We start from the raw sequence: 23,454 nt of genomic DNA, 5'->3' as shown, positions 1-23,454 counted from the left end.
GCTACAGACGAAAACAGCGGCCAGGCCGCTGTCTCTTTCCGTTGATAATACCTGTTACTCAGTCACGACAGTCTCAACACGGGCCGGCTCCGGTGGGTACCATCCCCATCCCCCGAAACCCGGGTGCAGCGGACGCGGCCCAGGTCCCCAAAACCAGGGATCCATCGGTTGCGGCGGCAACATCACCTGTTGAGTAAGACGCCAGCGTTTGTAACCTGTCGCCTGCATGGTCATAAATTTATAGGGCGCATTCCCTACTTTCCCGTCGACGGTACCGGTAATTGGCCCAACCACGGTCACCAATTGGTTGCGGAAGTCGACCGGGTCGAGGAAACCGTTGACATCGGCATAAATCCGGCCGACAGACGCTTCGCCCAGCACCGGGCGGGCGCCGCTATCAAGCGGCACAGCGGCAATCTCCAGACGGGTTTTCCCCTGCTGATTCTGGATATCCACCACTTTGCCACCAAAACGCGCTTCCTGGCCAACGTACAGCGCTGGCGCATTCATCACCCGCACAAGATCATCTTGCGGTTGCGGACTGGTTCCTTTAATCGCGTCAGGCACTGAAACACAGCCACTTAACACCGCCGTCGTCAGAACAGCAAACAACCAGTGCATACTTTTTCTTTGAACCGCCATGATGCGAATCCTCACTCAGTTTGTACTACTGAGATTCATTCCCGGCCAGGAAGTTTCTTCCACGCCACTTCGTTACGCAAATAAACCGGTTCGGCGTGTTCAACCGCCACCGTGCGCTGCTGTGCAAATAACTGCTGCGCAATCGGTAACATATCCTCCGCAGCGGGAAGTTCAGTTTCGCCGTTGGTTAACGTAGGCGCGGCAGTCTGGCTCATCTCCGGCCAGGCAGTCCAACCGGTGCCCACCATCGCCCACTCCCCGTCAAGCTGCTGCAGGCGGGCAATCACCGCCTCCGGCTTCAAAACGGCTTCGGTTTCTTCGCCCTGCCAGATGCCCTGATCATCGCGCTGGTATTCCGCCCAGTAGACTTCGCCCATACGCGCATCAATGGCCGCCAGCACACGGGTTGCACCCGTTTTACGCCATGCGCCCTGTGCCATCGTGGCCAGCGTTGACACGCCAATCATCGGCAGTTCAGCGCCCAGCGCCAGCCCCTGCGCAATGCCAATACCAATCCGCACGCCGGTAAAGCTTCCCGGCCCACGGCCAAACGCCAGCGCATCCAGCTGCGTCAGCGACAGGTCGGCATCAAGAAGGACATCCTTGACCAGCGGCAGGATGCGTTGTGTGTGTTCGCGGGGGCAAAGTTCGAAGTGAGCGAAGGTCGTACCATCATTCCACAGAGCAACAGAGCAGGCTTCGGTGGCGGTATCAATAGCCAGAATTCGCATGGGTATAGCAGTCCACTTTCAACAAAATGGCGCGCATCTTACCACAGTCTGCAGCAAATTACTGCGCCGGTGGTGAGGCGAGGAATTGCACCGCGCGACGAATATCCCGTGTGCGGGGCGCGGGCGGTAAGCTGGATAAAAACACCGCCCCGTAAGGACGCATGACCAGACGGTTATCGCAAATGACCAGCACGCCACGATCGTCAATGTCGCGGATCAGACGCCCGACGCCCTGCTTGAGGGTGATCACGGCATCGGGAAGTTGCACTTCATCAAAGGGATCGCCGCCGCGTAAACGGCAGTCTTCCATGCGCGCTTTTAGCAGTGGATCGTCGGGCGAGGTAAAAGGTAGCTTATCAATGATCACCAGGGATAGCGCATCGCCGCGCACATCCACCCCTTCCCAAAAACTGCTGGTGGCGACCAGTAGCGCATTGCCCGCGTTAACAAACTGCTGCAACAGTTGCCCTTTGCTGGTTTCTCCCTGCAACAGTACCGGCAAAGTCATGGTCGCCCGGAACTCCCCGGCAAGATCGCGCATCATGGCGTGGGAGGTGCACAGCATAAAGCAGCGACCGTTGTTAGCTTCAATGATTGGTCGTAGCATCGCCGCCAGTTGGCGCGCCGCGCCGGGTTGGTTGGTTTGCGGCAAATTACGCGGCACGCATAACAGTGCCTGGCGTTGATAATCAAACGGGCTGGGTAGCAGCAGCGACTGCGCATCATCAATACCCAGACGGGCGGTGAAGTGGTGCAGATCGTCATTCACCGACAGCGTCGCCGAGGTGAAGATCCAGGTGCCTTTTTTTTGTGCCATCACTTCGGTGAATTTATCCGCTACTGTCAGCGGTGTCAGGGCCAGCGTGAAGTGGCGGGATGTGCATTCATACCAGTAACTGTAACCCGGCTGATTGATTTCTTTCAGGCGCTTTAACCGGGCACGATAGAGCGTGGCACGCTCAAAGGCAGCGTCCAGTAACGCTGAACGGCCGAGCGACAGTTTCGCCACGTCGTAGCAGAGTTCGAGTGCATCATCGAGCAGCAGCAACGCGCGCTGAATGTTAGCGTCCGCCAGCAGTTCGCGCAGGTTGCCGCGATACCCCGGTTCGCCGAGTTGCAGACGAAAATCTTGTGCGCTTTGTGCCAGCCGATCGGCGCATTTTTGCAGTTGCGCGGTATCGCGCAATTCGGTGCGATAGGCGATGGTGAAATCTTTCGCCAGATCCTGCAACTGTCGACTGGAGAGCGACTGGCCGAAATACTGGCTGGCAATATCCGGAAGCTGGTGGGCTTCGTCAAAAATCATCACTTCGGCTTCCGGGATAAGCTCACCAAAGCCACTCTCTTTCACCACCATATCCGCAAGAAACAGATGGTGGTTAACGACCACCACATCGGCGTCCATCGCTTTTTTACGCGCTTTCACCACGAAACAATCTTTGTACATCGGGCAATCACTGCCCAGACAGTTGTCATTAGTACTGGTGACCAGCGGCCAGGCCTGTGAATCTTCCGCCACGCTAACGCAGGTACTGATATCACCGTCGGTGGTTTGATTGGACCAGGAGCGTAGCAGGATCACATCGCTCAGCGTTTGCACCGGCAGATCGCCGCCCGCCAGCGCTTGTTGTTCCAGCCGCTCGATGCATAAATAGTTGGAGCGCCCTTTTAATAACGCAGTGCGCCCGGTGAAAGCCAGGGCTTTCGCCACGGTAGGCAGATCGCGACTGTAGAGCTGATCCTGCAGGGCTTTGGAGCCGGTCGAAATAATCACTTTCTTTCCGGCACGTAACGCAGGCGCGAGGTAGGCGTAGGTTTTGCCGGTACCGGTCCCCGCTTCGACCACCAGCGGCCGGGTGTCGTTAATCGCTTCGGTGATGGCGTGCGCCATCTGGCGCTGCGGTTCGCGCGGTTTAAATCCCGGTATCGCCTCGGCAAGCTTGCCGTCTGTTGCAAAATCGTCGGTCACACTACCCCCTGGTTAAATCGCCAGTGATTATGTCAGGGTGAGCGGATTTACGCCAGCCGGGTTTATGTGGCACTCTTGCCAGCCTGTGAAAAGAATCAAAAGGAAATGAGTATGACGATTGTGCGAATCGATGCGGAAGCACGCTGGTCTGATGTGGTCATTCATAATCAGACCCTCTATTACACTGGCGTACCTGAAAATCTGGATGCCGATGCCTATGCGCAAACGGTGAACACACTGGCGCAAATCGACGCAGTGCTGGAGAAACAGGGCAGCGATAAATCACGTATTCTTGACGCCACCCTCTTTCTGGCAGACAGCACTGACTTTGCCGCAATGAATAAAGCCTGGGATGAGTGGGTAGTGGCTGGCCATGCACCCGTGCGTTGCACGGTGCAGGCGACGTTAATGAACCCGCGTTATAAAGTCGAAATCAAAATTATCGCGGCGGTGTAATTACTCGTCTTCTTCATCTTCAAAGCGCGCCACGATCCGCTCGCCGGTATGCGTGGCGCGCAGCTCTTCCGCTACCTGAGCAATGGCCTGTCCGCTACTCATACCGCCTGCCATCAGCTCCTGAATACGCTCGACCGCTTTTTGTTGCTGCTCGTGACTGAGCGAAGGTAAACCTGCAAACATCATTAACTCCTGCTAAATTGTTGGCGCTAATTATTCCATGCGTCTGCGCGATTCGCCAGTCGAAGACGCACATGAGGGCCCATGAAGACGTTATCCCCCGCCGTTATTTCCTTACCGTGGCGTCAGGACGCCGCAGAATACTATTTTGCCCCGCTCAGCCCGCTACCCTGGGCCATGCTGTTACATTCGGGCCATGCCGATCACCCGCATAATCGCTTTGATATTCTGGTAGCCGATCCGCTAAAAACCCTCACTACTTACAGCGAGGCCACCCGCTGCGATGACGGCCGCACACGGTATGACGATCCGCTACAATGGGTACAACACGCGCTTGATGAGTGTGGTCTGCAGGCGCAGCCTGATGCAGATTTGCCGTTTCAGGGCGGCGCGCTTGGGCTCTTTGGCTACGATCTGGGCCGCCGTTTTGAGAAACTTCCCAATCATGCCCTGCGCGATATTGACTTACCCGATATGGCGGTGGGGATTTATGACTGGGCACTGATTGTAGATCACCAGCGCCAGCGCGTGACGCTTCTCAGCCATGGCGATGTACATGCGCGGCTGGCGTGGTTACAAGCGCAATGTGCGCCGCAGCGGGAACCGTTTTGCTTAACATCACCCTGGCGGGCCAATATGAGCCGGGCGCAGTACGGTGAAAAGTTTCGTCAGGTGCAGGCCTGGCTGCACAGCGGTGACTGCTACCAGGTCAATCTTGCCCAACGCTTTCAGGCCCGTTATCACGGCGATGAATGGCTGGCTTTTACCCGGCTGAATCGCGAAAATCGCGCCCCGTTTAGCGCCTTCCTGCGGTTGCCGGAGGGGGCGATCCTCAGCCTGTCGCCGGAACGCTTTATTCGTCTTAATGGGGAACATATCGAGACACGGCCTATTAAAGGTACGCTGCCACGCCTTGCCGATCCGCAGGCGGATGCGCAGCAGGCGCAGAAACTGGCCACGTCGCCCAAAGATCGCGCGGAAAATCTCATGATTGTCGATTTAATGCGCAATGACATAGGTCGGGTAGCCTTACCCGGAACGGTACGCGTACCGGAACTGTTTGTTGTTGAACCGTTTCCGGCGGTGCACCATCTGGTCAGTACCGTGACCGCGACCCTGCCCGCCGGTCGCCGCGCCACGGATTTACTGCGTGCCGCATTTCCTGGCGGTTCCATTACCGGCGCGCCCAAAGTGCGGGCCATGGAGATCATTGACGCTCTGGAGCCGCAGCGGCGTAATGCCTGGTGCGGCAGCATCGGCTATCTCAGCGTTTGCGGCAATATGGACACCAGTATCACCATTCGCACGCTGACCGCCTGCAAGGGGCAAATATACTGCTCCGCAGGGGGCGGCATCGTCGCCGATAGTGAGGAAGAGGCGGAATATCAGGAAACTTTTGATAAGGTTAATCGTATCCTGCGGCAACTGGAGAAATGACGAGTGGAACAACCGGCTTTAACTCTGGACGATTTTTTATCACGCTTTCAGCTTTTGCGCCCGCAACTGAATCCGCCCACCCTCAACGCACGCCAGGCGGCCGTACTGGTGCCGGTGGTGCGCCGCGAGCAGCCTGGTCTGCTGCTCACCCAGCGCTCGCCGTTATTGCGCAAACATGCCGGGCAGGTCGCCTTTCCCGGCGGTGCGGTCGACAGTACCGATGCCTCGCTCATTGCTGCTGCGCTACGCGAAGCGCACGAAGAGGTCGCTATTCCGCCAGACGCGGTGGAAGTAATCGGCGTATTGCCACCGGTGGACAGTGTGACTGGTTTTCAGGTTACCCCTGTTGTTGGGGTGATCCCGCCAGATTTGCCGTGGCGCGCCAGCGAAGATGAAGTGGCGGCCGTGTTTGAAATGCCGCTGGCAGAAGCGCTGCGCTTGGGGCGTTATCACCCGCTGGATGTGCACCGCCACGGCAATGCACATCGGGTATGGTTATCGTGGTATCAGCATTATTTTGTTTGGGGCATGACGGCGGGTATTATCCGCTCACTGGCGTTACAGATCGGCCGCCTGCCATAGACTATACTTTACACAACGCACCTTTTTGACAGATTGCGAGCGACTTCGCTTTATTAGTTTAATCAGGGTTACGCATTAGTTTAATTCATGTGAATAGTTAAGCTGACGGCAACCTTCCCTCTTACACTATGCGCAGTTATTACATCGTTACTGGAAACCCGGTAACCCTGTCAGGAGTGTTAATGTGATTAGTATATTCGACATGTTCAAGGTGGGGATTGGTCCCTCATCTTCCCACACTGTTGGCCCGATGAAGGCCGGTAAGCAGTTCGTCGATGATCTGGTCGAAAAAGGATTGCTGGAAGACACCACGCGTATTGCGGTGGATGTTTACGGCTCACTGTCCCTTACCGGGAAAGGCCACCATACCGATATCGCCATTATTATGGGGCTGGCGGGTAACGAACCGGCCACGGTCGATATTGATTCCATTCCCGGTTTTATTCGCGACGTGCAAACCCGGGGGCGTTTACTGCTGGCGCAGGGCCGCCATGAAGTCGACTTCCCGCAGGATGATGGCATGCGCTTTCACAGCGATAACCTGTCGCTGCATGAAAATGGGATGCGCATCTCCGCCTGGCGCGGCGAGCAGGTGACGTACAGCAAAACCTACTACTCTATCGGCGGCGGCTTTATCGTTGATGAAGAGAATTTCGGTAAATCGACGCTGGATTCGGTCAGCGTGCCCTACCCCTTTAACTCCGCCACGCAAATGCTGGATTACTGCAAAGAAACCGGGCTATCGCTTTCCGGCATGGTGATGCAGAACGAGCTGGCGCTGCACTCGAAAAAAGAGATTGAAGACTATTTTGGTCACGTCTGGGCGACCATGCGCGCCTGCATCGATCGCGGGATGAATACCGAAGGGGTTCTGCCGGGTCCACTGCGTGTGCCGAGACGTGCGTCTGCACTGCGTCGGATGCTGGTAGCGAGCGATAAGCTGTCCAACGATCCGATGAACGTCATCGACTGGGTTAATATGTTCGCGCTTGCCGTGAATGAAGAGAACGCCGCTGGCGGGCGCGTAGTGACAGCACCGACCAATGGCGCCTGTGGCATCGTCCCGGCCGTACTGGCCTATTACGATCACTTTATTGAATCGGTCAGCCCGGATATTTATATCCGTTATTTCCTTGCTGCCGGCGCAATTGGGGCCTTGTACAAGATGAATGCGTCCATTTCCGGTGCTGAAGTCGGCTGCCAGGGCGAAGTCGGCGTAGCCTGCTCTATGGCCGCGGCAGGTCTGGCCGAATTACTGGGTGCCAGCCCGGAGCAGGTGTGCGTTGCCGCAGAGATTGGTATGGAACATAACCTCGGACTGACCTGCGACCCGGTTGCCGGCCAGGTGCAGGTTCCCTGCATTGAGCGTAACGCCATCGCATCGGTGAAGGCGATTAATGCCTCGCGCATGGCAATGCGTCGCACCAGTGCACCGCGTGTGTCACTCGATAAGGTTATCGAAACGATGTATGAAACCGGGAAAGATATGAACGCCAAATACCGCGAAACATCCCGCGGCGGACTGGCGATCAAAGTGCAGTGCGATTAACCACTGGCTTGCCCAACGCCGTTCAGTCGAACGGCGTTTTTTATTGCCTCAGGGCCGACGATTCCACTCTATATCTCCGCTATTCTCGTCGGTTATTGATTTCCCCACTACACTTTGTCTGTTCTGGCAAGGAACTTACGCCAGCGTTTCGACAGGCGATCATGGCATGCAAACAGCGCAAAGGATCATCCAGGGCTATCGACGAAAACGCGCCATTTTCTGCGTGGTCATTGCCTTTGTCGCGTTGATAGCCACCCTCTCGTTTCGCTTTATTTCGGAGCGCAACGCAAACCAGCAGCAGATGCTTGCGTTTACCCAGCACGCTGTACAATCCCTTGAGAAATTACTGCAACCGCTTACGACCACCGCTGAACAGTTGGTCACGCTGGCGGGTACGTCCTGTGCAGATGCCCACCCCAAACTGCGTAAAGAGGCGGCCAGCCTGCAAACGGTGCGCGCCATCGCGCTGGTTAAGGAAGGCATTCTTTATTGTTCCAGTATTTTTGGTTACCGCAGTATTCCGGTGCATCAGCTTCAGCCCGATCTTCCCCACGATAAGCCAGTGATGATGTTAACGACCGACCGGTCATTACTAAAAGGCACACCGTTAATGATTATCTGGTATCCGGTCAGCAACGACGGGCAAAGCGGTGTGATGGAAGCGATTAATATCGGTCTGCTGAGCAGCCTGATGTTTGAACCGCAGGCACCGCTCATCACGCGGGTCATTTTGCGCGTTGGCGAGCGGTATCTGGTGCCGGATGTTGGCGTGACAGTCGCCTTGCCGTCACAGCAGGATGAGAAAACCTATCAGCAATCGTCTGCAATATTTCCGTTTGCCGTTAACATTAGTGGCCCTGGCGCGAGTGAGCTGGCGCTCCGGCAACTGCCTACGCAATTGCCACTGGCGATAATGATCGGCTTATTGACCGGGTTTATTGCCTGGTTCGCAACAGCCAGCCGCATGAGCTTTTCTAGGGAAATCAATCTCGGGCTTGCTGCCCATGAGTTCGAACTGTTTTGCCAGCCGCTGGTCAATGCCAGAACCCTGCAGTGTACCGGTGTGGAGATCCTGTTACGCTGGCATAACCCGCGCCAGGGATGGATTTCTCCGGAAGTGTTTATCCCCATTGCCGAAGATCATCACCTTATCGCCCCTCTTACCCGCTACGTCATTATTGAAACACAGCGGCAACTGGTGCTGTTCCCGGACAGCCCGAATTTTCACATCGGTATTAACGTGGCGCCGAGCCATTTGCGTCATGGCGAACTGCTCAAAGATTTGAATCAGCTGTGGTATAGCAAAAGCCCACACCAGCAACTGGTCATTGAGCTAACCGAGCGTGATGCCCTGCAGGATGTGGACTCACGTATGGTGCGCGAATTGCACCGAAAAGGGACGAAAATTGCGATTGATGATTTTGGTACGGGCAACAGTTCCCTCGCGTGGCTGGAGAAGCTGAACCCCGACGTGCTCAAAATTGATAAATCCTATACTGCAGCGATTGGTACAGATGCGGTGAATTCGACCGTGACCGATATGATTATCGCCCTTGGGCAACGTCTGCACATCGAACTGGTGGCGGAAGGCGTGGAACAACCGCAGCAGGCGCAGTATTTGCGCCAGCAGGAAGTCCATCATTTACAGGGCTTTTTATTTGCGAAACCGATGCCGATAGGCGATTTCCCGACGTGGCTGGCGGGGAATAACACCCCGCCAGCGCAGCCTAACGGCCAGATCGTGCCGCTCATGCCAGGGTAAGGATTACTCTTCTTCGTCGTGGATTGGCCGCTCTTTAACAACACGCACCAAATCAACACGGTAGTCGTTGGCTTCAAGCACGGTGATATGCAGCGGCGCCATCTCCAGCGTCTCGCCCGGCTGAGGGATCTGCCCTTTGGCGGAGATCACCAGGCCGGCTACGGTGGCAATATCTTCGTCGTCATTCACCAAATTATCCAGACCCAGCGTGTGTTGCAGCGCATGCAGATCGGTCGTGCCTTTTACCAGCCAGCCATCGCCATCGGCCACGATTTCCGGGGTTTCATCGGCATCCGGGAACTCACCGGCGATGGCTTCCAGCACATCCAGCGGCGTAACCAGCCCCTGCACCATACCGAATTCGTTCGTAACAATGACGAAGCTCCCACGGGCGCGGCGCAGTACCGCCAGCAATTTAATCGGATCCAGCGTTTCCGGTACTACGATTGCCGGGGTCGCGGCGGCGATGGCGGCGACATCGCCCCCCTCTTCCAGCGCAACCAGGATCTCCTTCGCCCGCACAATGCCAATCACTTCATCTAACTCACCACGGCACACCGGGAAAAGACTGTGCGGCGACGAAAGCAGTTGCTGGCGAATTTGATCAACGCTCAGGTTCGCATCCACCCAGCTAATCTCACCGCGCGGGGTCATAATGCTGCGCAGCGAGCGGGAGGCCAGCGTCAGTACGCCGTTAATCATATACCGCTCTTCTTCGGCGAAGGCACCTTCCGGTACCGGTACCGGCGCCTGGCTGTCGGCTTCATTTTGCGGATTAGCCTGGCGACGACCGCCCATTAAACGCAGAATGGCATCGGCGGTACGGGCTCGCAGAGGCAGACGCGACTGGTTGCGAATGAAGTTGCGGCGGGCAACCTGGTTAAAGAACTCAATCACAATGGAGAAACCGATAGCCGCGTACAGATAGCCTTTCGGAATATGGAAGCCAAACCCTTCTGCGACCAGACTCAGGCCAATCATCAGCAGGAAGCTCAAACAGAGCACAACTACCGTCGGATGCTGATTGACGAAGCGCGTTAACGGTTTGGAGGCCAGCAACATCACCGCCATCGCAATGACGACGGCGGCCATCATCACCGGGAGGTGGTTTACCATACCGACAGCGGTGATCACCGCATCGAGCGAAAACACGGCGTCAAGAATAACGATTTGCACCACCACGACCCAGAAGCTGGCGTAGCCTTTGCCCTGGCCGCTGTCATGATCGCGGTTTTCCAGCCGTTCATGCAGTTCTGTTGTCGCTTTAAACAGCAGGAACACACCACCGAACAGCATGATCAAATCGCGGCCGGAGAAAGTGAAATCCCACATGGAAAACAGCGGCTTTGTGAGCGTCACCATCCATGAGATAAGCGATAACAGCCCCAGCCGCATCACCAGCGCCAGCGACAGGCCAATCAGGCGTGCTTTATCACGCTGTTTGGGCGGTAGTTTGTCGGCAAGGATGGCGATAAAAACCAGGTTATCAATACCAAGAACGATTTCCAGTACTACCAGTGTCAACAATCCCGCCCAGATAGAGGGATCCATCAGGAATTCCATACAAAGCTCCTGCTTAAGGAATAGCGAAACGGCGTGCGGTTAAGCACGGGCGTGATGACATCAAACGTATTTGGAAAGTGGCGGAAAACGCCGGATTGCGCGGCACAGAAAGGCCTGAAGGTGAACTGACGTCGGTGACGGTCCATACTGTGGGCTAATGCCCTATACTCCTGACTTATTAAACGGAGGATAAACATATCAGAGGGACTTTACATTTTGCAAAGATTTACCAGACTTTGCAGTTTGTGTGGATATTTTGCGCTTCGAAATTTCACAGAAAGTAAACCTAAATTGAGGATCTTCATCACATAAATTATTTTTTCGCTCTCTAAAATAATTCACGGAAGTCATAGGTGTACTCGTTAACCCTTATCTGAATCGATTCCGTCTACGGGACAGGTTCTCAATACATCCAGCACGATGTGTTTACGACAAGAAGAAGGAGGTAGCAAGTGACCATTGCTATTGTATTAGGCACACATGGTTGGGCTGCGGAACAGCTGCTCAAAACCGCCGAGATGCTGCTGGGCGAGCAGGAAAACGTCGGTTGGATTGATTTCGTTCCCGGAGAAAATGCGGAAACGTTAATCGAAAAATACAACGCACAGCTGGCAAAACTGGAAACCAGCAAAGGCGTGCTATTTCTCGTTGATACATGGGGTGGCAGCCCGTTTAACGCCGCCAGCCGCATTGTCGTCGATAAAGAGCATTACGAGGTGATTGCCGGCGTTAATATCCCGATGCTGGTGGAAACACTGATGGCCAGGGATGACAACCCAACCTTCGATGAACTGGTTGCACTGGCGGTGGAAACAGGCCGTGAAGGTGTGAAAGCTCTGAAAGCACAACCCGTGGAAAAACCGGCTCCCGCCCCGGCACCTGCTGCGGCAAAACCCGCGGCACCCGCCAAACCTATGGGGCCAAAAGATTATATGGTTATTGGCCTTGCACGTATCGACGATCGCCTGATCCACGGCCAGGTGGCGACCCGCTGGACCAAAGAGACGAACGTGACCCGCATTATTGTGGTGAGCGATGAAGTGGCCGCAGACAACGTGCGTAAAACCTTATTGACCCAGGTTGCCCCTCCAGGCGTAACCGCGCATGTGGTTGATGTGGCGAAAATGGTCCGTGTCTACAACAACCCGAAATATGCGGGTGAGCGCGTAATGTTGTTGTTCACCAATCCCACCGATGTGCTGCGCATTGTTGAAGACGGGGTAAAACTGACCTCCGTTAACATCGGTGGCATGGCCTACCGGCAGGGTAAAACCCAGGTGAACAATGCCGTTTCGGTGGACGAGAAAGATATCGCCGCATTCAAGCAACTTAACGAACGCGGTATTGAGCTTGAAGTCCGTAAAGTTTCAAACGATCCGAAACTGAAAATGATGGATTTGATCAGCAAAGTGGCGAAATAACCGCGACGATCTGATTGACTCAGTTTTCACACTTACGTCTGATTTAGCTATAGGAGAAGTACAATGGAGATTACCACTCTTCAGATTGTGCTGGTGTTCGTCGTCGCTTGTATTGCCGGTATGGAGTCGATACTTGACGAGTTCCAGTTCCACCGTCCGTTGGTGGCATGTACGCTGGTGGGTATCGTTCTGGGTGATATGAAAACCGGTATCATCATCGGCGGTACTCTGGAAATGATCGCGCTGGGCTGGATGAACATCGGTGCGGCCGTTGCTCCGGATGCCGCACTGGCGTCTATTATCTCGACAATCCTGGTTATAGGCGGCCATCAGAGCATTGGCGCGGGTATCGCCCTTGCTATTCCACTGGCGGCGGCAGGCCAGGTGCTGACCATTATCGTACGTACCATCACCGTCGGCTTTCAGCATGCGGCGGACAAGGCAGCGGAAAGCGGTAACCTGACCGCGCTGTCATGGATCCACGTTTCTTCTCTGTTCCTGCAAGCCATGCGTATTGCCATTCCGGCGGTGATTGTGGCTATCTCTGTCGGCACCAGCGAAGTACAAAGCATGCTGAACGCCATTCCGGAAGTGGTTACCAGCGGTCTGAATATCGCGGGCGGCATGATTGTGGTTGTCGGGTATGCAATGGTCATCAATATGATGCGTGCAGGTTACTTGATGCCGTTCTTCTACCTCGGCTTTGTAACCGCTGCCTTCACCAACTTTAACCTCGTCTCGCTGGGTGTTATCGGTGCGGTGATGGCTATCCTCTATATTCAGCTTAGCCCGAAATATAACCGCTCTGCTGGTGGCTCAGCTCCGGCGGCTACCTCTAACGATCTCGACAACGAACTGGATTAACAGGTGAGCGACATGGTTGATATGACTAAAACGACTGAGAAAAAACTCACTCCAGGCGATATTCGCGGTGTGTTCCTCCGTTCTAACCTGTTCCAGGGTTCATGGAACTTTGAACGTATGCAGGCGCTTGGTTTTTGTTTCTCTATGGTACCGGCGATAAAACGTCTTTATCCGGAGAACAACGAAGCGCGCCGGCAGGCAATCAAACGCCACCTAGAGTTCTTTAACACCCATCCTTATGTTGCCGCGCCGGTACTGGGCGTAACCCTGGCGATGGAAGAACAACGCGCTAACGGCGCAGAGATCGATGACGGTGCGATTAACGGCATCAAAGTGGGTCTGATGGGGCCGCTCGCCGGGGTGGGCGATCCGATTTTTTGGGGAACTGTACGCCCGGTATTTGCAGCACTGGGCGCCGGGATCGCCATGAGCGGTAGTCTGCTTGGGCCGCTGCTGTTCTTCTTCCTGTTTAACATTGTTCGCCTGGCCACACGCTATTACGGCGTGGCATACGGTTACCGTAAAGGTATCGACATTGTTAAAGATATGGGCGGCGGTTTCCTGCAGAAACTAACAGAGGGAGCCTCTATCCTCGGCTTGTTTGTCATGGGGGCGCTGGTCAATAAGTGGACGCATGTGAACATTCCGCTGGTCGTGTCGGAGATCACTGACCAGACCGGTAAAACCACTGTTACGACGGTCCAAACCATCCTTGACCAGTTAATGCCGGGCCTGGTGCCGCTGCTGCTGACCTTTGCCTGTATGTGGCTGCTGCGTAAGAAAGTTAACCCGCTGTGGATCATCGTTGGCTTCTTTGTCATTGGCATCGTGGGCTACGCCATCGGCCTGCTGGGTCTGTAATTTCTGCTGTTGTGACCGGGGGCTTTGTTGCCCCCTTTTTATTTACCGGAGGAAGAATGACGATGACGGACGTCGTGTTGCTGCTGACTGTTGCCGCCCTGCTGGCTTTTGCTTTGTATGATGAGTTTATTATGCCCCGCCGCAATGGCGAAACGCTGTTGAGTGTGCCCCTGTTACGCAGAAGCCGCACCGATGGTGCGATCTTTATCGGTCTGCTGGTCATCCTCATTTATAACAATGCGGTCAACGCCGGTCCGACATTAAGTCTGTGGTTATTATTTGCGCTGGTACTGCTCGGAATTTATCTTTTCTGGATCCGCGCCCCGAAAATCATCTTTAAAAAGCAGGGGTTTTTCTTTGGTAACGTATGGATCGAATATAACCGCATTAAAGAGATGAATTTATCCGAAGATGGTGTGCTGGTTATGCAATTAGAACAACGGCGATTACTGGTACGTGTACGGAATATCGACGATCTTGAAAGAATATATAAAATTCTTGTTAAAAATTAACGAGTTACAACCTAGCCTTGTCTATATTTTCGTGTAAAAAATAAACGAATTTATAGCCTTTGCTATATTGCAGACTAAAAGTACTTATATTTATTAACGTTATTTTCACGCATAAATCTTAATGCTAATCGTTATCAACTGGTAAACGGGATTATATTTTTCTGTTGTTGTTTTATATTCTCAAAATATGTTAATGTGCGTCCGTCGTTGGGGAGTAGCCGATTTCCACCACCCGGAAATGTACGTGTCAACATACTCGTTGCAAAACGTGGCGCGTACGGACTGAATCTGATCAGTCAGGCGAGACCATTGACACACCGACTGCTGTTTACTGGGGGCAGTGGTGTGTTATATGGAACTCCCGGTCAGGACGCTCTTATGAACTTATCCGCCACCCTACTTCTCGCTTTTGGCATGTCTATGGATGCTTTTGCCGCATCTATCGGCAAGGGAGCAACCCTACATAAACCCAAATTCAGCGAAGCCCTGCGTACCGGCCTCATCTTTGGTGTGATTGAAACGCTGACGCCATTGATTGGCTGGAGCTTGGGCATGCTAACGACACAGTTTGTCCTCGAGTGGAACCACTGGGTCGCATTTGTATTATTAGTGTTCCTCGGCGGGCGAATGATCGTGGAAGGGCTGCGTGGCAATGAAGAAGATTGCTGCGAAACTCCAACCCGCCACGGTTTCTGGTTATTAGTCACCACCGCCATTGCCACAAGCCTGGACGCAATGGCGGTTGGCGTTGGGCTCGCCTTCCTGCAGGTCAATATTCTCATGACTGCGCTGGCCATCGGCTGCACCACGCTGATAATGTCGACACTGGGCATGATGGTTGGCCGTTTTATCGGCCCGCTGCTTGGCAAGCGCGCCGAAATCCTTGGGGGAATTGTGCTGATTGGCATCGGCACGGAGATCCTGTGGAGCCACTTTGCCGGTTAGTCTGCCCGCCTTAAGCAGTGAATGCTAAAATCCGTCTGGCAGTGAAAACGTTCGGTTGCCGCTAATTTTTCCCATACTTCGGGTTTCGCGCGCCACGCAAAGGGCGTCATCTGCAATAACGCGACCGCTTCTGGTCCCGTTAATATCATTTCATACGCCATGGATTGCTGCTCAGTCACGGTAAAACCGTCGATTTCGCCCGAATTCTCAGCATGCAACTGAACGTCATCATAAATAAGCCCTTTAAGTTCCAATAAATGCCGCGGACCTGGTGCGGCTGTTATCACCACACCGCCAGGTTTAATCACCCGAGCCAGTTCCTGCGCTTTGCAGGGCGCGTAGATACGCACCACCGCATTAAAGCTGTTATCGTCGAACGGCAGGCGGTGGCTGGAAGCGACACAAAACATGACCTGCGGATAGCGTTTCGCTGCGGCACGTATGGCAGCTTTCGACACATCAAGACCAAAGGTCTGCGCGCCTGGCTCTTGGGCAATTTGCGCAAATGCTTGCGTGTAGTACCCTTCCCCGCAGCCAATGTCGAGAACAGCCTCTGCGCCCGTGGTTATCGTTTTGCTCAACAGCTTGCCAATAGCCTCTTGCAACGGTTGATAGTGCCCGGCATCAAGAAAAGCACGCCGTGCCTGCATCATCTCCGCACTGTCGCCCGGATCGCGGGAACGTTTATGCTGCACCGGCAACAGATTCACATAACCCTCTTTCGCAATATCAAACTGATGACCTGAAAGACAACCAAACGATTTGTCGCTACGACTGAGGGGCATGTGGCAGAGCGGGCAACTGAAAGGCATACAAACTCCGGGGGGGATTTCTAAAAGGCGGAAGTGTACCGCTATTTGCTATACCGGGGAAAGTAAAAAGCCCCGCACGATGGCGAGGCTTTATGCTGACATTGATGCGCACAAGGCGCTTCAAGCTCAGAGGTGTCGAAATCAGATAGCAGTTACGTTAACTGCAGCCGGACCTTTCTGACCGTCCTGAATTTCAAACTCAACGTTCTGACCTTCGGCCAGAGTTTTGAAACCATTACCTTGGATTGCAGAGAAGTGTACGAACACATCTTTGCTGCCGTCAGCAGGAGTAATGAAACCAAAACCTTTAGACTCGTTGAACCACTTAACTTGACCTTTAATCTTTGCCATTTGCAAAATTCCTTAATGTATATACTTCGCCCGCAGGCATTTTGACTGAGAAAACTGAGACATTACTGCTTGAGGCACTAATATAAGGTTCGGCAGAGAAGCTGTATTCAACGAAACGTGTTTACTCAGGACTTCTTTACTGAAAATGCCACACATAAACAGAACTGTACCTCGTTTGACCCAAAACGTGTTATCACACAATACGTAATTTAAGGCAAGCCATTTTTAAACATGTCTCGATCCGTCGCACAAATCCTGTGGTTATTAACGTTACCGATGCACTTTTATGCAAAAAAATGAACGTTATAGCAGACGATTTGAAGCGAGGAATCTGCAGCATATTCCGACTATTTTTTACCATAGCTCAATAAGTTCCATTCGTCCACGCAGCGGCATAAAAAGCGAGACATATAGCGTATATCGTTAGAACTTTTTTCGCATAGTTATGCCCTTCCACTCACCCAGGAAGATTCTTAAACAATATTGATCAGAGGGTAAACTATCCCATGGGTTTACTACTGCATAGTTGTTGTGCAAATAAGCTTATGCCTGCACCAAAATAATGAAATTATGATGACAATGCCTCATAAATAAGCAATGAAAACGTTTCGACAAAAATAAAACAATGTCATTTTATAATGGCTCACATTTTTTTAAGCGAAGCTTCAGAATTAGCCAGAGGTAAATACTGACCAATTTTCAGGATCCTGAAGTTATCATTTATCCCTGCCGTTTCGCTTAATAAAGTCTGCAACTCTTTAACCGGTTGATCGAGCGATTCATCCGCCAGTTCAAATACACCCCAGTGGACAGGAAATGCCAGCGGCATACCCAGTTGTTGCCATAGCGACACAGCGCTTTGAGGATCCATATGGTTATTTGACATAAACCAGCGCGGCGCGTAAGCCCCTGCTGGTAAAGCTACCGCATCCAGCGGCCCCTGGCGTTGCGGGATCTGCAGTAACTCTGGAGTGTATCCCGTATCCCCTGGAAACCAGAACTGCAGTGAATCAGAGGCGATGACCCAGCCGCACCATAAAGAGCGATTGCGATCCCAAAAGGTGCGCATGCTCCAGTGCTGTGCAGGGACGGCGGTAAAGGACAAATCCTCAAACAGAGATTCCTGCCACCAGTCCAGTTCAGAAATATTCCTTGCTCCCAACCGACGCACCCACTGCCCTAACCCTAAAGGGACAAAGAAGTGGACATCCGGAAAACGTCGCAGCAGCAATCGTAGCGTGCTCTTATCCAGGTGATCGTAGTGATTATGAGAAATGAGAATGGCATCAAGCCGTGGGATATCGGCTGTCGTCAGCGCTAGTGGGGTACGCCGCCGCGGACCAGCAAAACGAACGGGAGAAGCCCGACGGGAAAATACCGGGTCAGTCAGCAGAAAACGCCCCTGCAGACGTAACAGAAGAGTGGCATGCCCCAACCACCATACACCATCTTCTTCATGCTGATTGATAACCGCTCTTTGCCACCACTGCTCGATAAAAAGCGGGTAACCACCCGCGGGAGGCGTGGGCAACCCGGCGGCTTTGCGCTCGTCGCGCCAGCGTTTTACGTCGCCAGGCTGGTGGGCGACGGATGCCGTGTTGGTGAATCCTTCGGGGGTATGGTGCGGGAGAGCAGGATTGTACCAGGGGTTTTTCCAGACCATCTTGCCCTCCTGACCTGTTAGCGTTCAGCCACCAGACGGATGAAATCCTCATCATCGTCTCTGGCCTGCGCTTTGACCGGTTCAGGCGTCTCTTCTTTTTCCGGCTCATTAGCTTCACACAGGCGACGCAGCAGCGCTGTTTGCCTTTTTTGCTGGTCTAACAAGGCCTCGAGCAATTCTATCTGTTCGTTCGAACGTGAACTGGCGCGATTAATAAAGAACCACAACACCAGCCCGACCACCAAAACCACCAAAGAAACCACAAGGGATGCAAAATTAAGTGCACCCGAATTCATTACTTCGTTCATTTCACCACCTCAATGTAGACGCGGCATTTTACCACTGGCGTCAAGGAAGGAAATCTCTCACTGAAAAAATGCCATTACCAGGGGATGAATTTGTTGATGACGCAGATGCCGCTGAAGAATTGTACATCCTGATCGCACATCACGTTAATCATTTGAGTCCAGAGTAGCAGGCAGACTACCAGTACGGCAGCCAGTATCAGCCATCTATATTTTCTCACTCCACTCTCCGCAACATTGCAAGGTGTCACCAGGTTAACATGGCTTCCCTAAACCGCGACTAACTGTAGCTCCTTTCGAATTTTTTAGGAATGCTCGACTTGTTTCATAAGGTAAAGTCAGTAGCCTGAGAATCGATTTTTCATTTTGCAAGGAGCTAACATGCGAACAGTGATTCGGGGTGTGATCATCGTTGCGCTGGCGTGGATTGGGCTTTTGTTGAGCGGATATGGCGTCCTAATCGGCAGCCATGAGAACGCGGCAGGCCTGGGTTTACAGTGTAAGTATCTGACAGCGAGAGGGACCAGTACCGCACAATATGTTCATTCCAACAACGGCTTCTTTGGTCTGTCGAATTGCCCGCTACTGCGAAAAAGCGAAACCGTGATTGATAACGGTTAACAATAAAACTAAAAAGCCGCCCTGAGGCGGCTTTTATTTTCAGAACGGATAGTCGTTATATCCCATCTGCTCAGAAATTTTACGTGCCGCCTGGTGCAGCATTTCTACGTATTCGTGCAAACGCTCTTCAGAGAAACGCAGCGTCGGGAAAGAGATACTCAGCCCGGCAATGACGACGCCAAAGCGGTCGAAAACCGGTACGCCAATACAGCGTAAGCCCTCTTCCTGCTCTTCATTGTCTTCGCCATAACCTTGCTGACGCACAATATCCAGCATCGGCAGCAAATCTTCCGTACTGGTAATGGTACGCTCAGTACTGCGTTTGTATTCCACGCCTTCGAGAATTTGCACCACTTCTTCCTGGTCGCGCCAGGCCAGCAACACTTTGCCAATTGCGGTACTGTACAGCGGGTTGCGACGGCCAATACGCGAGTACATGCGCAGGTTGTACATTGAGTCGATTTTGTGGATGTAGACAATGCTGTCTTCATCCAGCGCGCCCAGGTGAATCGTCTCTTTGGTCAGACGAGAGAGTTCACGCATCTGGATATCCGCACTGCGGATCAAATCCACGTTTTGCAATGCGCGCGCACCCAGTTCAAACAGCTTCAGCGTCAGGGAATATTTTTCTGACTCCCCTTCCTGCGCCACATAGCCCAGAGACTTCATGGTTTGCAAAAAGCGATAAACGGTGCTTTTTGACATCATGACACGCTGCGAAAGCTCGGTAATGCCGATTTCACGCTCTTCGCCGAGCGCCTGCAGAATGCCAAATACCTTCAATACTGAAGAGACAGAATCTGGCTGTTTATCCAAATCTGCGATTGCCATTAATCACCTCACCGCCTGTGTTTTATAAAATTCAGAATCCGATTTTATTATAAATTCGCCCATTTGTCGCCGCAATGCGCGTATACCCACTTCATTACAAATCTGCGACATAAAGCCGGAAAGCCATTGTCAGGATGACCAGATAATAACCTTATGAGCATACCCCTAAATTAAACAGGGTTAAATCTTCCTGACGAAGCACGTCTCTTAGAGACATAAAAAAAGCGCGTCATGCGACGCGCTTTCCAGAACTGCACTGAACTTATTTGAGGTATTCGCCGGTACGCAGCGCTTCAATACGTTTGTCCAGCGGCGGGTGTGTCATAAACAATTCGCTCAGCGATTTTGACTTCCCGTTGATACAGAATGCCATCATGCTGCTGGCCTCCTGAGGTTCATAGCTCGTTTTCAGGCGTTGCAAAGCGGCAATCATCTTCTCGCGTCCTACCAACTTCGCAGAGCCGGCGTCGGCATGAAACTCACGGTGGCGAGAGAACCACATGGTAATAATGCTGGCCAGAATACCGAATACAAGCTCCAGTACGGTTGCAACAGCAAAATAGATAAGCGGGTTGCCGTTACTCTCTTCACCGTCGTCACGGTTGCCGCCCAGAAACCCTGCGGCAATCTGCGCGATAATGCGCGAGATAAAGATAACAAAGGTGTTTACGATGCCCTGGATCAGCGTCATCGTTACCATATCGCCGTTGGCCACGTGGCTGATTTCGTGAGCGATGACGGCTTCTGCCTCGTCACGACTCATGTTCTGCAACAGCCCGGTACTGACCGCGACCAGCGAGGCATCACGACGTGCACCAGTCGCAAAGGCGTTGATATCCGGCGCATGGTAGATTGCCACCTGCGGCATTGCGATGCCTGCCTGGCGCGACTGCTGCGCCACCGTATTCATCAACCAGCGCTCCATATCGTTACGCGGTTGCTCAATCACTTCGCCGCCAACCGATTTCAGCGCCATCCATTTCGACATCAGCAGTGAAATGAACGAGCCGCCAAAACCAAACAACAGCGCCATGATTAACAGACCCTGAACGCTGCTCGATTGAATGCCCGTCAGGCTAAGTACCAGACCGAATACCAGCATCACGGCCAGGTTAGTCAACAGGAAGAGCGCGATTCGCATCATAATTTTCTTTTAACCTCGGTTTAACAAAACGCACTATGCGATTACCCACATCGTATGGGCATACAGGCTATTTTCAAGCATCGGAGTGGCGTAAGTCACCAGAAAGACACAACTTTACATTTTGTAGCACAACGCTTACGCCAGTGGAGGATTGTTAAAAAAAACAGGCACAATTTCTTGTGCCTGTTGGGAGTTACTTCGCGGGAGCGGGTTGTTCCGCCGGTTTGTCTTTGTCCAGATGGGCAAGGTCAAGCGCAATGTGGACCGTCTCATCAAGGTACGGATCCGGCTCCTGATAATCCTTCGGCAAATCATCCAGTTTTTTCAGCAGCGGTTTGCCTTCACGTTTGAAGCGGTCGTTAAGGCGAGAGAGGCGAATCGCATCATCTTCCGCATTCTCTTTCTCACGCTGCACCAGATTCAGCGACACGAGGTTACGTTTATCTTTCAGAGCATTAAAGCGCGCAATATCCTTCATGATGTACTGGAATTCAGGATCTTTCGCGATACGTTCTTCATGATCTTTCAGCAATTCTGCGCCAAAGGGTTTTAAATCACCGGATTTCACAAAGGTGGCAGCATTGATGCTATCCCACGGCAGTGCGTTGTCTTCGAATTTCTCACCCGTTTCCGTCACCTGCGTTCCGGTCGGCATAATGATGTCCGGCGTTACGCCCTTACGCTGCGTACTGCCACCATTGACCCGATAGAATTTCTGGATGGTGTACTGCACCGAACCCAGCGCTGGCCATTCGGGACGCAGCATCTGATCATAGATACGGTTGAGCGAACGGTACTGCTGAACGGTACCTTTTCCGAACGTCGGCTCGCCAACAATCAACGCACGACCATAGTCCTGCATCGCAGCAGCAAAAATTTCCGACGCCGAGGCACTAAAGCGATCCACCAGTACCACCAGCGGGCCTTTATAATAGACCACACCGTCAGTATCGCTGTCTTCGCGCACCTTGCCGTTATTATCACGCACCTGTACGACCGGCCCGGAAGGGATAAACAGACCAGAGAGCGACACCGCCTCGGTCAGTGCTCCGCCACCGTTGGTACGCAGATCGATGACTACGCTGCTGACGTTCTGTTTTTCCAGCTTCTGCAACTGAACTTTGACATCATCCGTCAGACCAACGTAGAAGCCAGGAATGTCCAGCACCCCGACTTTCTCTTTACCTACCGTCTTAACCGACATCTTCACAGCACGATCTTCGAGGCGGATACGCTCACGCGTCAGCGTCACGATACGGGTTTTGGTGCCCTTACCTGCTGGCAGAACTTCGAGACGGACTTTGCTGCCTTTAGGACCTTTGATCAGGGCAACGACATCATCAAGACGCCAGCCAATGACATCGACCATGTTCTGCCCGGTCTGCCCGACGCCAACGATACGATCGCCCACGCTAATGGCTTTACTTTTCGCCGCCGGACCACCCGCCACCATTGAATTAATCACGGTGTAGTCGTCGTCCATTTGCAACACCGCGCCAATACCTTCAAGCGACAGGCTCATTTCAGTATTGAATTGCTCAGTGTTACGCGGGGAAAGGTAGTTAGTGTGCGGATCGATTTCCCGGGCAAAGGAGGTCATCGCCAGCGAAAACACATCTTCGCTGTTGGTCTGCGCCAGACGGCGAATCGCAAACTTATATCGACGCGTTAAGGTTTCACGCACCTCTTTGTCATCTTTGCCAGTCAGCTTCAGGCTCAGCTCGTCGTACTTCACTTTGCTGTCCCACAGCGCATTTAACTCGGCTTCATCTTTCGGCCAGGGAGCTTTGCTGCGATCCAAATTGAACGAATCATTACCGGTAAAATTCATCGGGCGCTCCAGTACCTTCAACGCATACTGATAACGCTCGAATCGGCGTTTTTGCGCGAGGTTATAGAGGTCGTAAAAAACGTCCAGCTTACCGCTGCGCAACTCATCGCCTAACTGGCCTTTCTTTTGCGAAAACTGCTCGACATCGCTTGCCAGCAGCACGTTATGGCTGTAGTCCAGCAGATTAAGATAGCGATTGAAGATCTTCGCCGAAAAGGCTTGATCCAAATCGAACTGACGGTAATGAGAGCGTGTGAAGCGTGACGTAACACGCTCGCTCACGGTCGCATGCTGCGTCTCTTCCTTTAACACCGGAATCTGATCAGCACGGGTAATATCTTCCACAGCCAGCGCATGGCCTGTTACGAATAACAGACCAGCCAACGCTGTGCGCTTAAACAAAGTGTTCATGCCAGGCCAGG

Annotated in this window: 25 protein-coding genes, 1 pseudogene and 1 riboswitch; of the genes and pseudogenes, 11 read left to right on the top strand and 15 right to left on the bottom strand. The window is 53.0% G+C overall.

Going from position 1 to position 23,454, the window contains the following annotated elements:
* Window positions 1–54: 54 nt before the first annotated feature.
* Genes ACUY4S_RS10265 through yoaA form a run of 3 tightly spaced genes read right to left on the bottom strand, consistent with a single transcriptional unit; the run spans window position 55 to window position 3,342 of the window.
* Entirely contained in the window at window positions 55–642 is a 588-nt protein-coding gene (locus ACUY4S_RS10265; RefSeq protein WP_458021955.1) for a Slp/YeaY family lipoprotein, read from the bottom strand.
* Window positions 643–677: 35 nt separating this feature from the next.
* Window positions 678–1,373, bottom strand: coding sequence for a tRNA (adenosine(37)-N6)-threonylcarbamoyltransferase complex dimerization subunit type 1 TsaB (gene tsaB, locus ACUY4S_RS10260; RefSeq protein ID WP_458021957.1), 696 nt, complete (start codon window positions 1,371–1,373; stop codon window positions 678–680).
* 58 nt (window positions 1,374–1,431) lie between these two features.
* The gene (gene yoaA, locus ACUY4S_RS10255; protein WP_312689194.1) at window positions 1,432–3,342 is read right to left on the bottom strand and encodes a DNA repair helicase YoaA; all 1,911 of its coding nucleotides are present in this window, start codon (window positions 3,340–3,342) and stop codon (window positions 1,432–1,434) included.
* A gap of 111 nt (window positions 3,343–3,453) precedes the next feature.
* Between yoaA and ACUY4S_RS10250 the strand changes: the two genes are divergently transcribed.
* Window positions 3,454–3,798 carry a RidA family protein gene (locus ACUY4S_RS10250; RefSeq protein WP_312689192.1) on the top strand — a complete coding sequence of 115 codons (345 nt, stop codon included), beginning with the start codon at window positions 3,454–3,456 and terminating at the stop codon, window positions 3,796–3,798.
* On the opposite strand, the gene ACUY4S_RS10245 is transcribed toward ACUY4S_RS10250, so the two are convergent.
* Window positions 3,799–3,981, bottom strand: a complete 183-nt coding sequence (locus tag ACUY4S_RS10245) for a YoaH family protein (RefSeq protein ID WP_458021997.1) — start codon at window positions 3,979–3,981, stop codon at window positions 3,799–3,801. It lies immediately after the preceding gene.
* Between the two features lie 81 nt (window positions 3,982–4,062).
* Between ACUY4S_RS10245 and pabB the strand changes: the two genes are divergently transcribed.
* The 4 genes from pabB to pdeD all read left to right on the top strand — a co-directional run bounded on the left by pabB (window position 4,063) and on the right by pdeD (window position 9,308).
* A complete protein-coding gene (pabB, locus tag ACUY4S_RS10240; RefSeq protein WP_312689190.1) occupies window positions 4,063–5,415 on the top strand; it encodes an aminodeoxychorismate synthase component 1 in 1,353 nt (450 codons plus the stop codon).
* 3 nt (window positions 5,416–5,418) lie between these two features.
* Window positions 5,419–5,997 carry a CoA pyrophosphatase gene (locus tag ACUY4S_RS10235; RefSeq protein ID WP_312689188.1) on the top strand — a complete coding sequence of 193 codons (579 nt, stop codon included), beginning with the start codon at window positions 5,419–5,421 and terminating at the stop codon, window positions 5,995–5,997.
* Window positions 5,998–6,181: 184 nt separating this feature from the next.
* Window positions 6,182–7,546, top strand: coding sequence for an L-serine ammonia-lyase (gene sdaA, locus ACUY4S_RS10230; protein ID WP_312689186.1), 1,365 nt, complete (start codon window positions 6,182–6,184; stop codon window positions 7,544–7,546).
* Window positions 7,547–7,712: 166 nt separating this feature from the next.
* Window positions 7,713–9,308 carry a cyclic di-3',5'-guanosine monophosphate phosphodiesterase PdeD gene (gene pdeD / locus ACUY4S_RS10225; RefSeq protein WP_458021960.1) on the top strand — a complete coding sequence of 532 codons (1,596 nt, stop codon included), beginning with the start codon at window positions 7,713–7,715 and terminating at the stop codon, window positions 9,306–9,308.
* Between the two features lie 3 nt (window positions 9,309–9,311).
* On the opposite strand, the gene yoaE is transcribed toward pdeD, so the two are convergent.
* Window positions 9,312–10,871: a CNNM family cation transport protein YoaE gene (gene yoaE / locus ACUY4S_RS10220; RefSeq protein ID WP_458021962.1), complete on the bottom strand. Its 1,560-nt coding sequence runs from the start codon at window positions 10,869–10,871 to the stop codon at window positions 9,312–9,314.
* Window positions 10,859–11,017 carry a protein YoaL gene (locus ACUY4S_RS10215; protein ID WP_409429812.1) on the bottom strand — a complete coding sequence of 53 codons (159 nt, stop codon included), beginning with the start codon at window positions 11,015–11,017 and terminating at the stop codon, window positions 10,859–10,861. The genes yoaE and ACUY4S_RS10215 overlap by 13 nt, the downstream gene beginning before the upstream one ends.
* Before the next feature lie 306 nt (window positions 11,018–11,323).
* Between ACUY4S_RS10215 and manX the strand changes: the two genes are divergently transcribed.
* The 5 genes from manX (at window position 11,324) to mntP (ending at window position 15,474) form a co-directional block, all read left to right on the top strand.
* Window positions 11,324–12,292, top strand: coding sequence for a PTS mannose transporter subunit IIAB (gene manX, locus ACUY4S_RS10210; protein WP_458021966.1), 969 nt, complete (start codon window positions 11,324–11,326; stop codon window positions 12,290–12,292).
* 63 nt (window positions 12,293–12,355) lie between these two features.
* Window positions 12,356–13,156, top strand: a complete 801-nt coding sequence (locus tag ACUY4S_RS10205) for a PTS mannose/fructose/sorbose transporter subunit IIC (RefSeq protein ID WP_312689178.1) — start codon at window positions 12,356–12,358, stop codon at window positions 13,154–13,156.
* 12 nt (window positions 13,157–13,168) lie between these two features.
* Window positions 13,169–14,017 (top strand): PTS mannose transporter subunit IID, encoded by an 849-nt coding sequence (locus ACUY4S_RS10200; RefSeq protein ID WP_312689177.1) that lies wholly within the window; start codon window positions 13,169–13,171, stop codon window positions 14,015–14,017.
* A 56-nt stretch (window positions 14,018–14,073) separates the two neighbouring features.
* The gene (locus tag ACUY4S_RS10195; RefSeq protein ID WP_458021968.1) at window positions 14,074–14,529 is read left to right on the top strand and encodes a DUF986 family protein; all 456 of its coding nucleotides are present in this window, start codon (window positions 14,074–14,076) and stop codon (window positions 14,527–14,529) included.
* A 197-nt stretch (window positions 14,530–14,726) separates the two neighbouring features.
* A riboswitch (yybP-ykoY riboswitch) is annotated at window positions 14,727–14,901 on the top strand.
* Window positions 14,902–14,907: 6 nt separating this feature from the next.
* A complete protein-coding gene (gene mntP / locus ACUY4S_RS10190; protein WP_312689175.1) occupies window positions 14,908–15,474 on the top strand; it encodes a manganese efflux pump MntP in 567 nt (188 codons plus the stop codon).
* On the opposite strand, the gene rlmA is transcribed toward mntP, so the two are convergent.
* The 6 genes and pseudogenes from rlmA to mgrB all read right to left on the bottom strand — a co-directional run bounded on the left by rlmA (window position 15,471) and on the right by mgrB (window position 18,826).
* Window positions 15,471–16,286 (bottom strand): 23S rRNA (guanine(745)-N(1))-methyltransferase, encoded by an 816-nt coding sequence (rlmA, locus tag ACUY4S_RS10185; RefSeq protein WP_458021970.1) that lies wholly within the window; start codon window positions 16,284–16,286, stop codon window positions 15,471–15,473. The genes mntP and rlmA overlap by 4 nt on opposite strands.
* Window positions 16,287–16,427: 141 nt before the next feature.
* Window positions 16,428–16,637, bottom strand: coding sequence for a transcription antiterminator/RNA stability regulator CspE (cspE, locus tag ACUY4S_RS10180; protein WP_001062678.1), 210 nt, complete (start codon window positions 16,635–16,637; stop codon window positions 16,428–16,430).
* A 12-nt stretch (window positions 16,638–16,649) separates the two neighbouring features.
* Window positions 16,650–16,793: pseudogene (locus ACUY4S_RS10175) on the bottom strand (DUF2627 domain-containing protein).
* A gap of 487 nt (window positions 16,794–17,280) precedes the next feature.
* Window positions 17,281–18,300: an MBL fold metallo-hydrolase gene (locus ACUY4S_RS10170; protein ID WP_458021985.1), complete on the bottom strand. Its 1,020-nt coding sequence runs from the start codon at window positions 18,298–18,300 to the stop codon at window positions 17,281–17,283.
* A gap of 17 nt (window positions 18,301–18,317) precedes the next feature.
* Complete coding sequence (locus tag ACUY4S_RS10165; RefSeq protein ID WP_458021987.1) at window positions 18,318–18,608, bottom strand: YebO family protein; 291 nt, start codon at window positions 18,606–18,608, stop codon at window positions 18,318–18,320.
* Between the two features lie 74 nt (window positions 18,609–18,682).
* Window positions 18,683–18,826, bottom strand: coding sequence for a PhoP/PhoQ regulatory lipoprotein MgrB (gene mgrB / locus ACUY4S_RS10160; RefSeq protein WP_312689170.1), 144 nt, complete (start codon window positions 18,824–18,826; stop codon window positions 18,683–18,685).
* Window positions 18,827–18,986: 160 nt separating this feature from the next.
* Here mgrB and ACUY4S_RS10155 point away from each other — a divergent pair, with 160 nt between their 5' ends.
* The gene (locus tag ACUY4S_RS10155) at window positions 18,987–19,226 is read left to right on the top strand and encodes a YobH family protein (protein WP_312689169.1); all 240 of its coding nucleotides are present in this window, start codon (window positions 18,987–18,989) and stop codon (window positions 19,224–19,226) included.
* A 39-nt stretch (window positions 19,227–19,265) separates the two neighbouring features.
* Here ACUY4S_RS10155 and kdgR read toward each other — a convergent pair whose 3' ends face one another.
* The 3 genes from kdgR to prc all read right to left on the bottom strand — a co-directional run bounded on the left by kdgR (window position 19,266) and on the right by prc (window position 23,443).
* Window positions 19,266–20,057, bottom strand: coding sequence for a DNA-binding transcriptional regulator KdgR (gene kdgR, locus ACUY4S_RS10150; protein ID WP_312689167.1), 792 nt, complete (start codon window positions 20,055–20,057; stop codon window positions 19,266–19,268).
* A 262-nt stretch (window positions 20,058–20,319) separates the two neighbouring features.
* Window positions 20,320–21,201 carry a protease HtpX gene (gene htpX, locus ACUY4S_RS10145; RefSeq protein WP_312689165.1) on the bottom strand — a complete coding sequence of 294 codons (882 nt, stop codon included), beginning with the start codon at window positions 21,199–21,201 and terminating at the stop codon, window positions 20,320–20,322.
* A gap of 193 nt (window positions 21,202–21,394) precedes the next feature.
* A complete protein-coding gene (gene prc / locus ACUY4S_RS10140; RefSeq protein ID WP_312689163.1) occupies window positions 21,395–23,443 on the bottom strand; it encodes a carboxy terminal-processing peptidase in 2,049 nt (682 codons plus the stop codon).
* Between the last annotated feature and the right edge of the window lie 11 nt (window positions 23,444–23,454).

Source organism: Kosakonia beeri (genome assembly GCF_054165705.1).
This window is presented reverse-complemented; position numbering and strand designations above follow the sequence as displayed.

Bases quoted from the DNA above. Each gene is read 5' to 3' on its own strand.
- ACUY4S_RS10265 (WP_458021955.1), bottom strand. From the start codon at position 642: ATGGCGGTTCAAAGAAAAAGTATGCACTGGTTGTTTGCTGTTCTGACG.
- tsaB (WP_458021957.1), bottom strand. From the start codon at position 1,373: ATGCGAATTCTGGCTATTGATACCGCCACCGAAGCCTGCTCTGTTGCT.
- ACUY4S_RS10250 (WP_312689192.1), top strand. From the start codon at position 3,454: ATGACGATTGTGCGAATCGATGCGGAAGCACGCTGGTCTGATGTGGTC.
- ACUY4S_RS10245 (WP_458021997.1), bottom strand. From the start codon at position 3,981: ATGTTTGCAGGTTTACCTTCGCTCAGTCACGAGCAGCAACAAAAAGCG.
- pabB (WP_312689190.1), top strand. From the start codon at position 4,063: ATGAAGACGTTATCCCCCGCCGTTATTTCCTTACCGTGGCGTCAGGAC.
- pdeD (WP_458021960.1), top strand. From the start codon at position 7,713: ATGCAAACAGCGCAAAGGATCATCCAGGGCTATCGACGAAAACGCGCC.
- yoaE (WP_458021962.1), bottom strand. From the start codon at position 10,871: ATGGAATTCCTGATGGATCCCTCTATCTGGGCGGGATTGTTGACACTG.
- ACUY4S_RS10215 (WP_409429812.1), bottom strand. From the start codon at position 11,017: ATGGACCGTCACCGACGTCAGTTCACCTTCAGGCCTTTCTGTGCCGCG.
- ACUY4S_RS10205 (WP_312689178.1), top strand. From the start codon at position 12,356: ATGGAGATTACCACTCTTCAGATTGTGCTGGTGTTCGTCGTCGCTTGT.
- ACUY4S_RS10200 (WP_312689177.1), top strand. From the start codon at position 13,169: ATGGTTGATATGACTAAAACGACTGAGAAAAAACTCACTCCAGGCGAT.
- ACUY4S_RS10195 (WP_458021968.1), top strand. From the start codon at position 14,074: ATGACGATGACGGACGTCGTGTTGCTGCTGACTGTTGCCGCCCTGCTG.
- mntP (WP_312689175.1), top strand. From the start codon at position 14,908: ATGAACTTATCCGCCACCCTACTTCTCGCTTTTGGCATGTCTATGGAT.
- rlmA (WP_458021970.1), bottom strand. From the start codon at position 16,286: ATGCCTTTCAGTTGCCCGCTCTGCCACATGCCCCTCAGTCGTAGCGAC.
- cspE (WP_001062678.1), bottom strand. From the start codon at position 16,637: ATGGCAAAGATTAAAGGTCAAGTTAAGTGGTTCAACGAGTCTAAAGGT.
- ACUY4S_RS10170 (WP_458021985.1), bottom strand. From the start codon at position 18,300: ATGGTCTGGAAAAACCCCTGGTACAATCCTGCTCTCCCGCACCATACC.
- ACUY4S_RS10165 (WP_458021987.1), bottom strand. From the start codon at position 18,608: ATGAACGAAGTAATGAATTCGGGTGCACTTAATTTTGCATCCCTTGTG.
- ACUY4S_RS10155 (WP_312689169.1), top strand. From the start codon at position 18,987: ATGCGAACAGTGATTCGGGGTGTGATCATCGTTGCGCTGGCGTGGATT.
- kdgR (WP_312689167.1), bottom strand. From the start codon at position 20,057: ATGGCAATCGCAGATTTGGATAAACAGCCAGATTCTGTCTCTTCAGTA.
- htpX (WP_312689165.1), bottom strand. From the start codon at position 21,201: ATGATGCGAATCGCGCTCTTCCTGTTGACTAACCTGGCCGTGATGCTG.
- prc (WP_312689163.1), bottom strand. From the start codon at position 23,443: ATGAACACTTTGTTTAAGCGCACAGCGTTGGCTGGTCTGTTATTCGTA.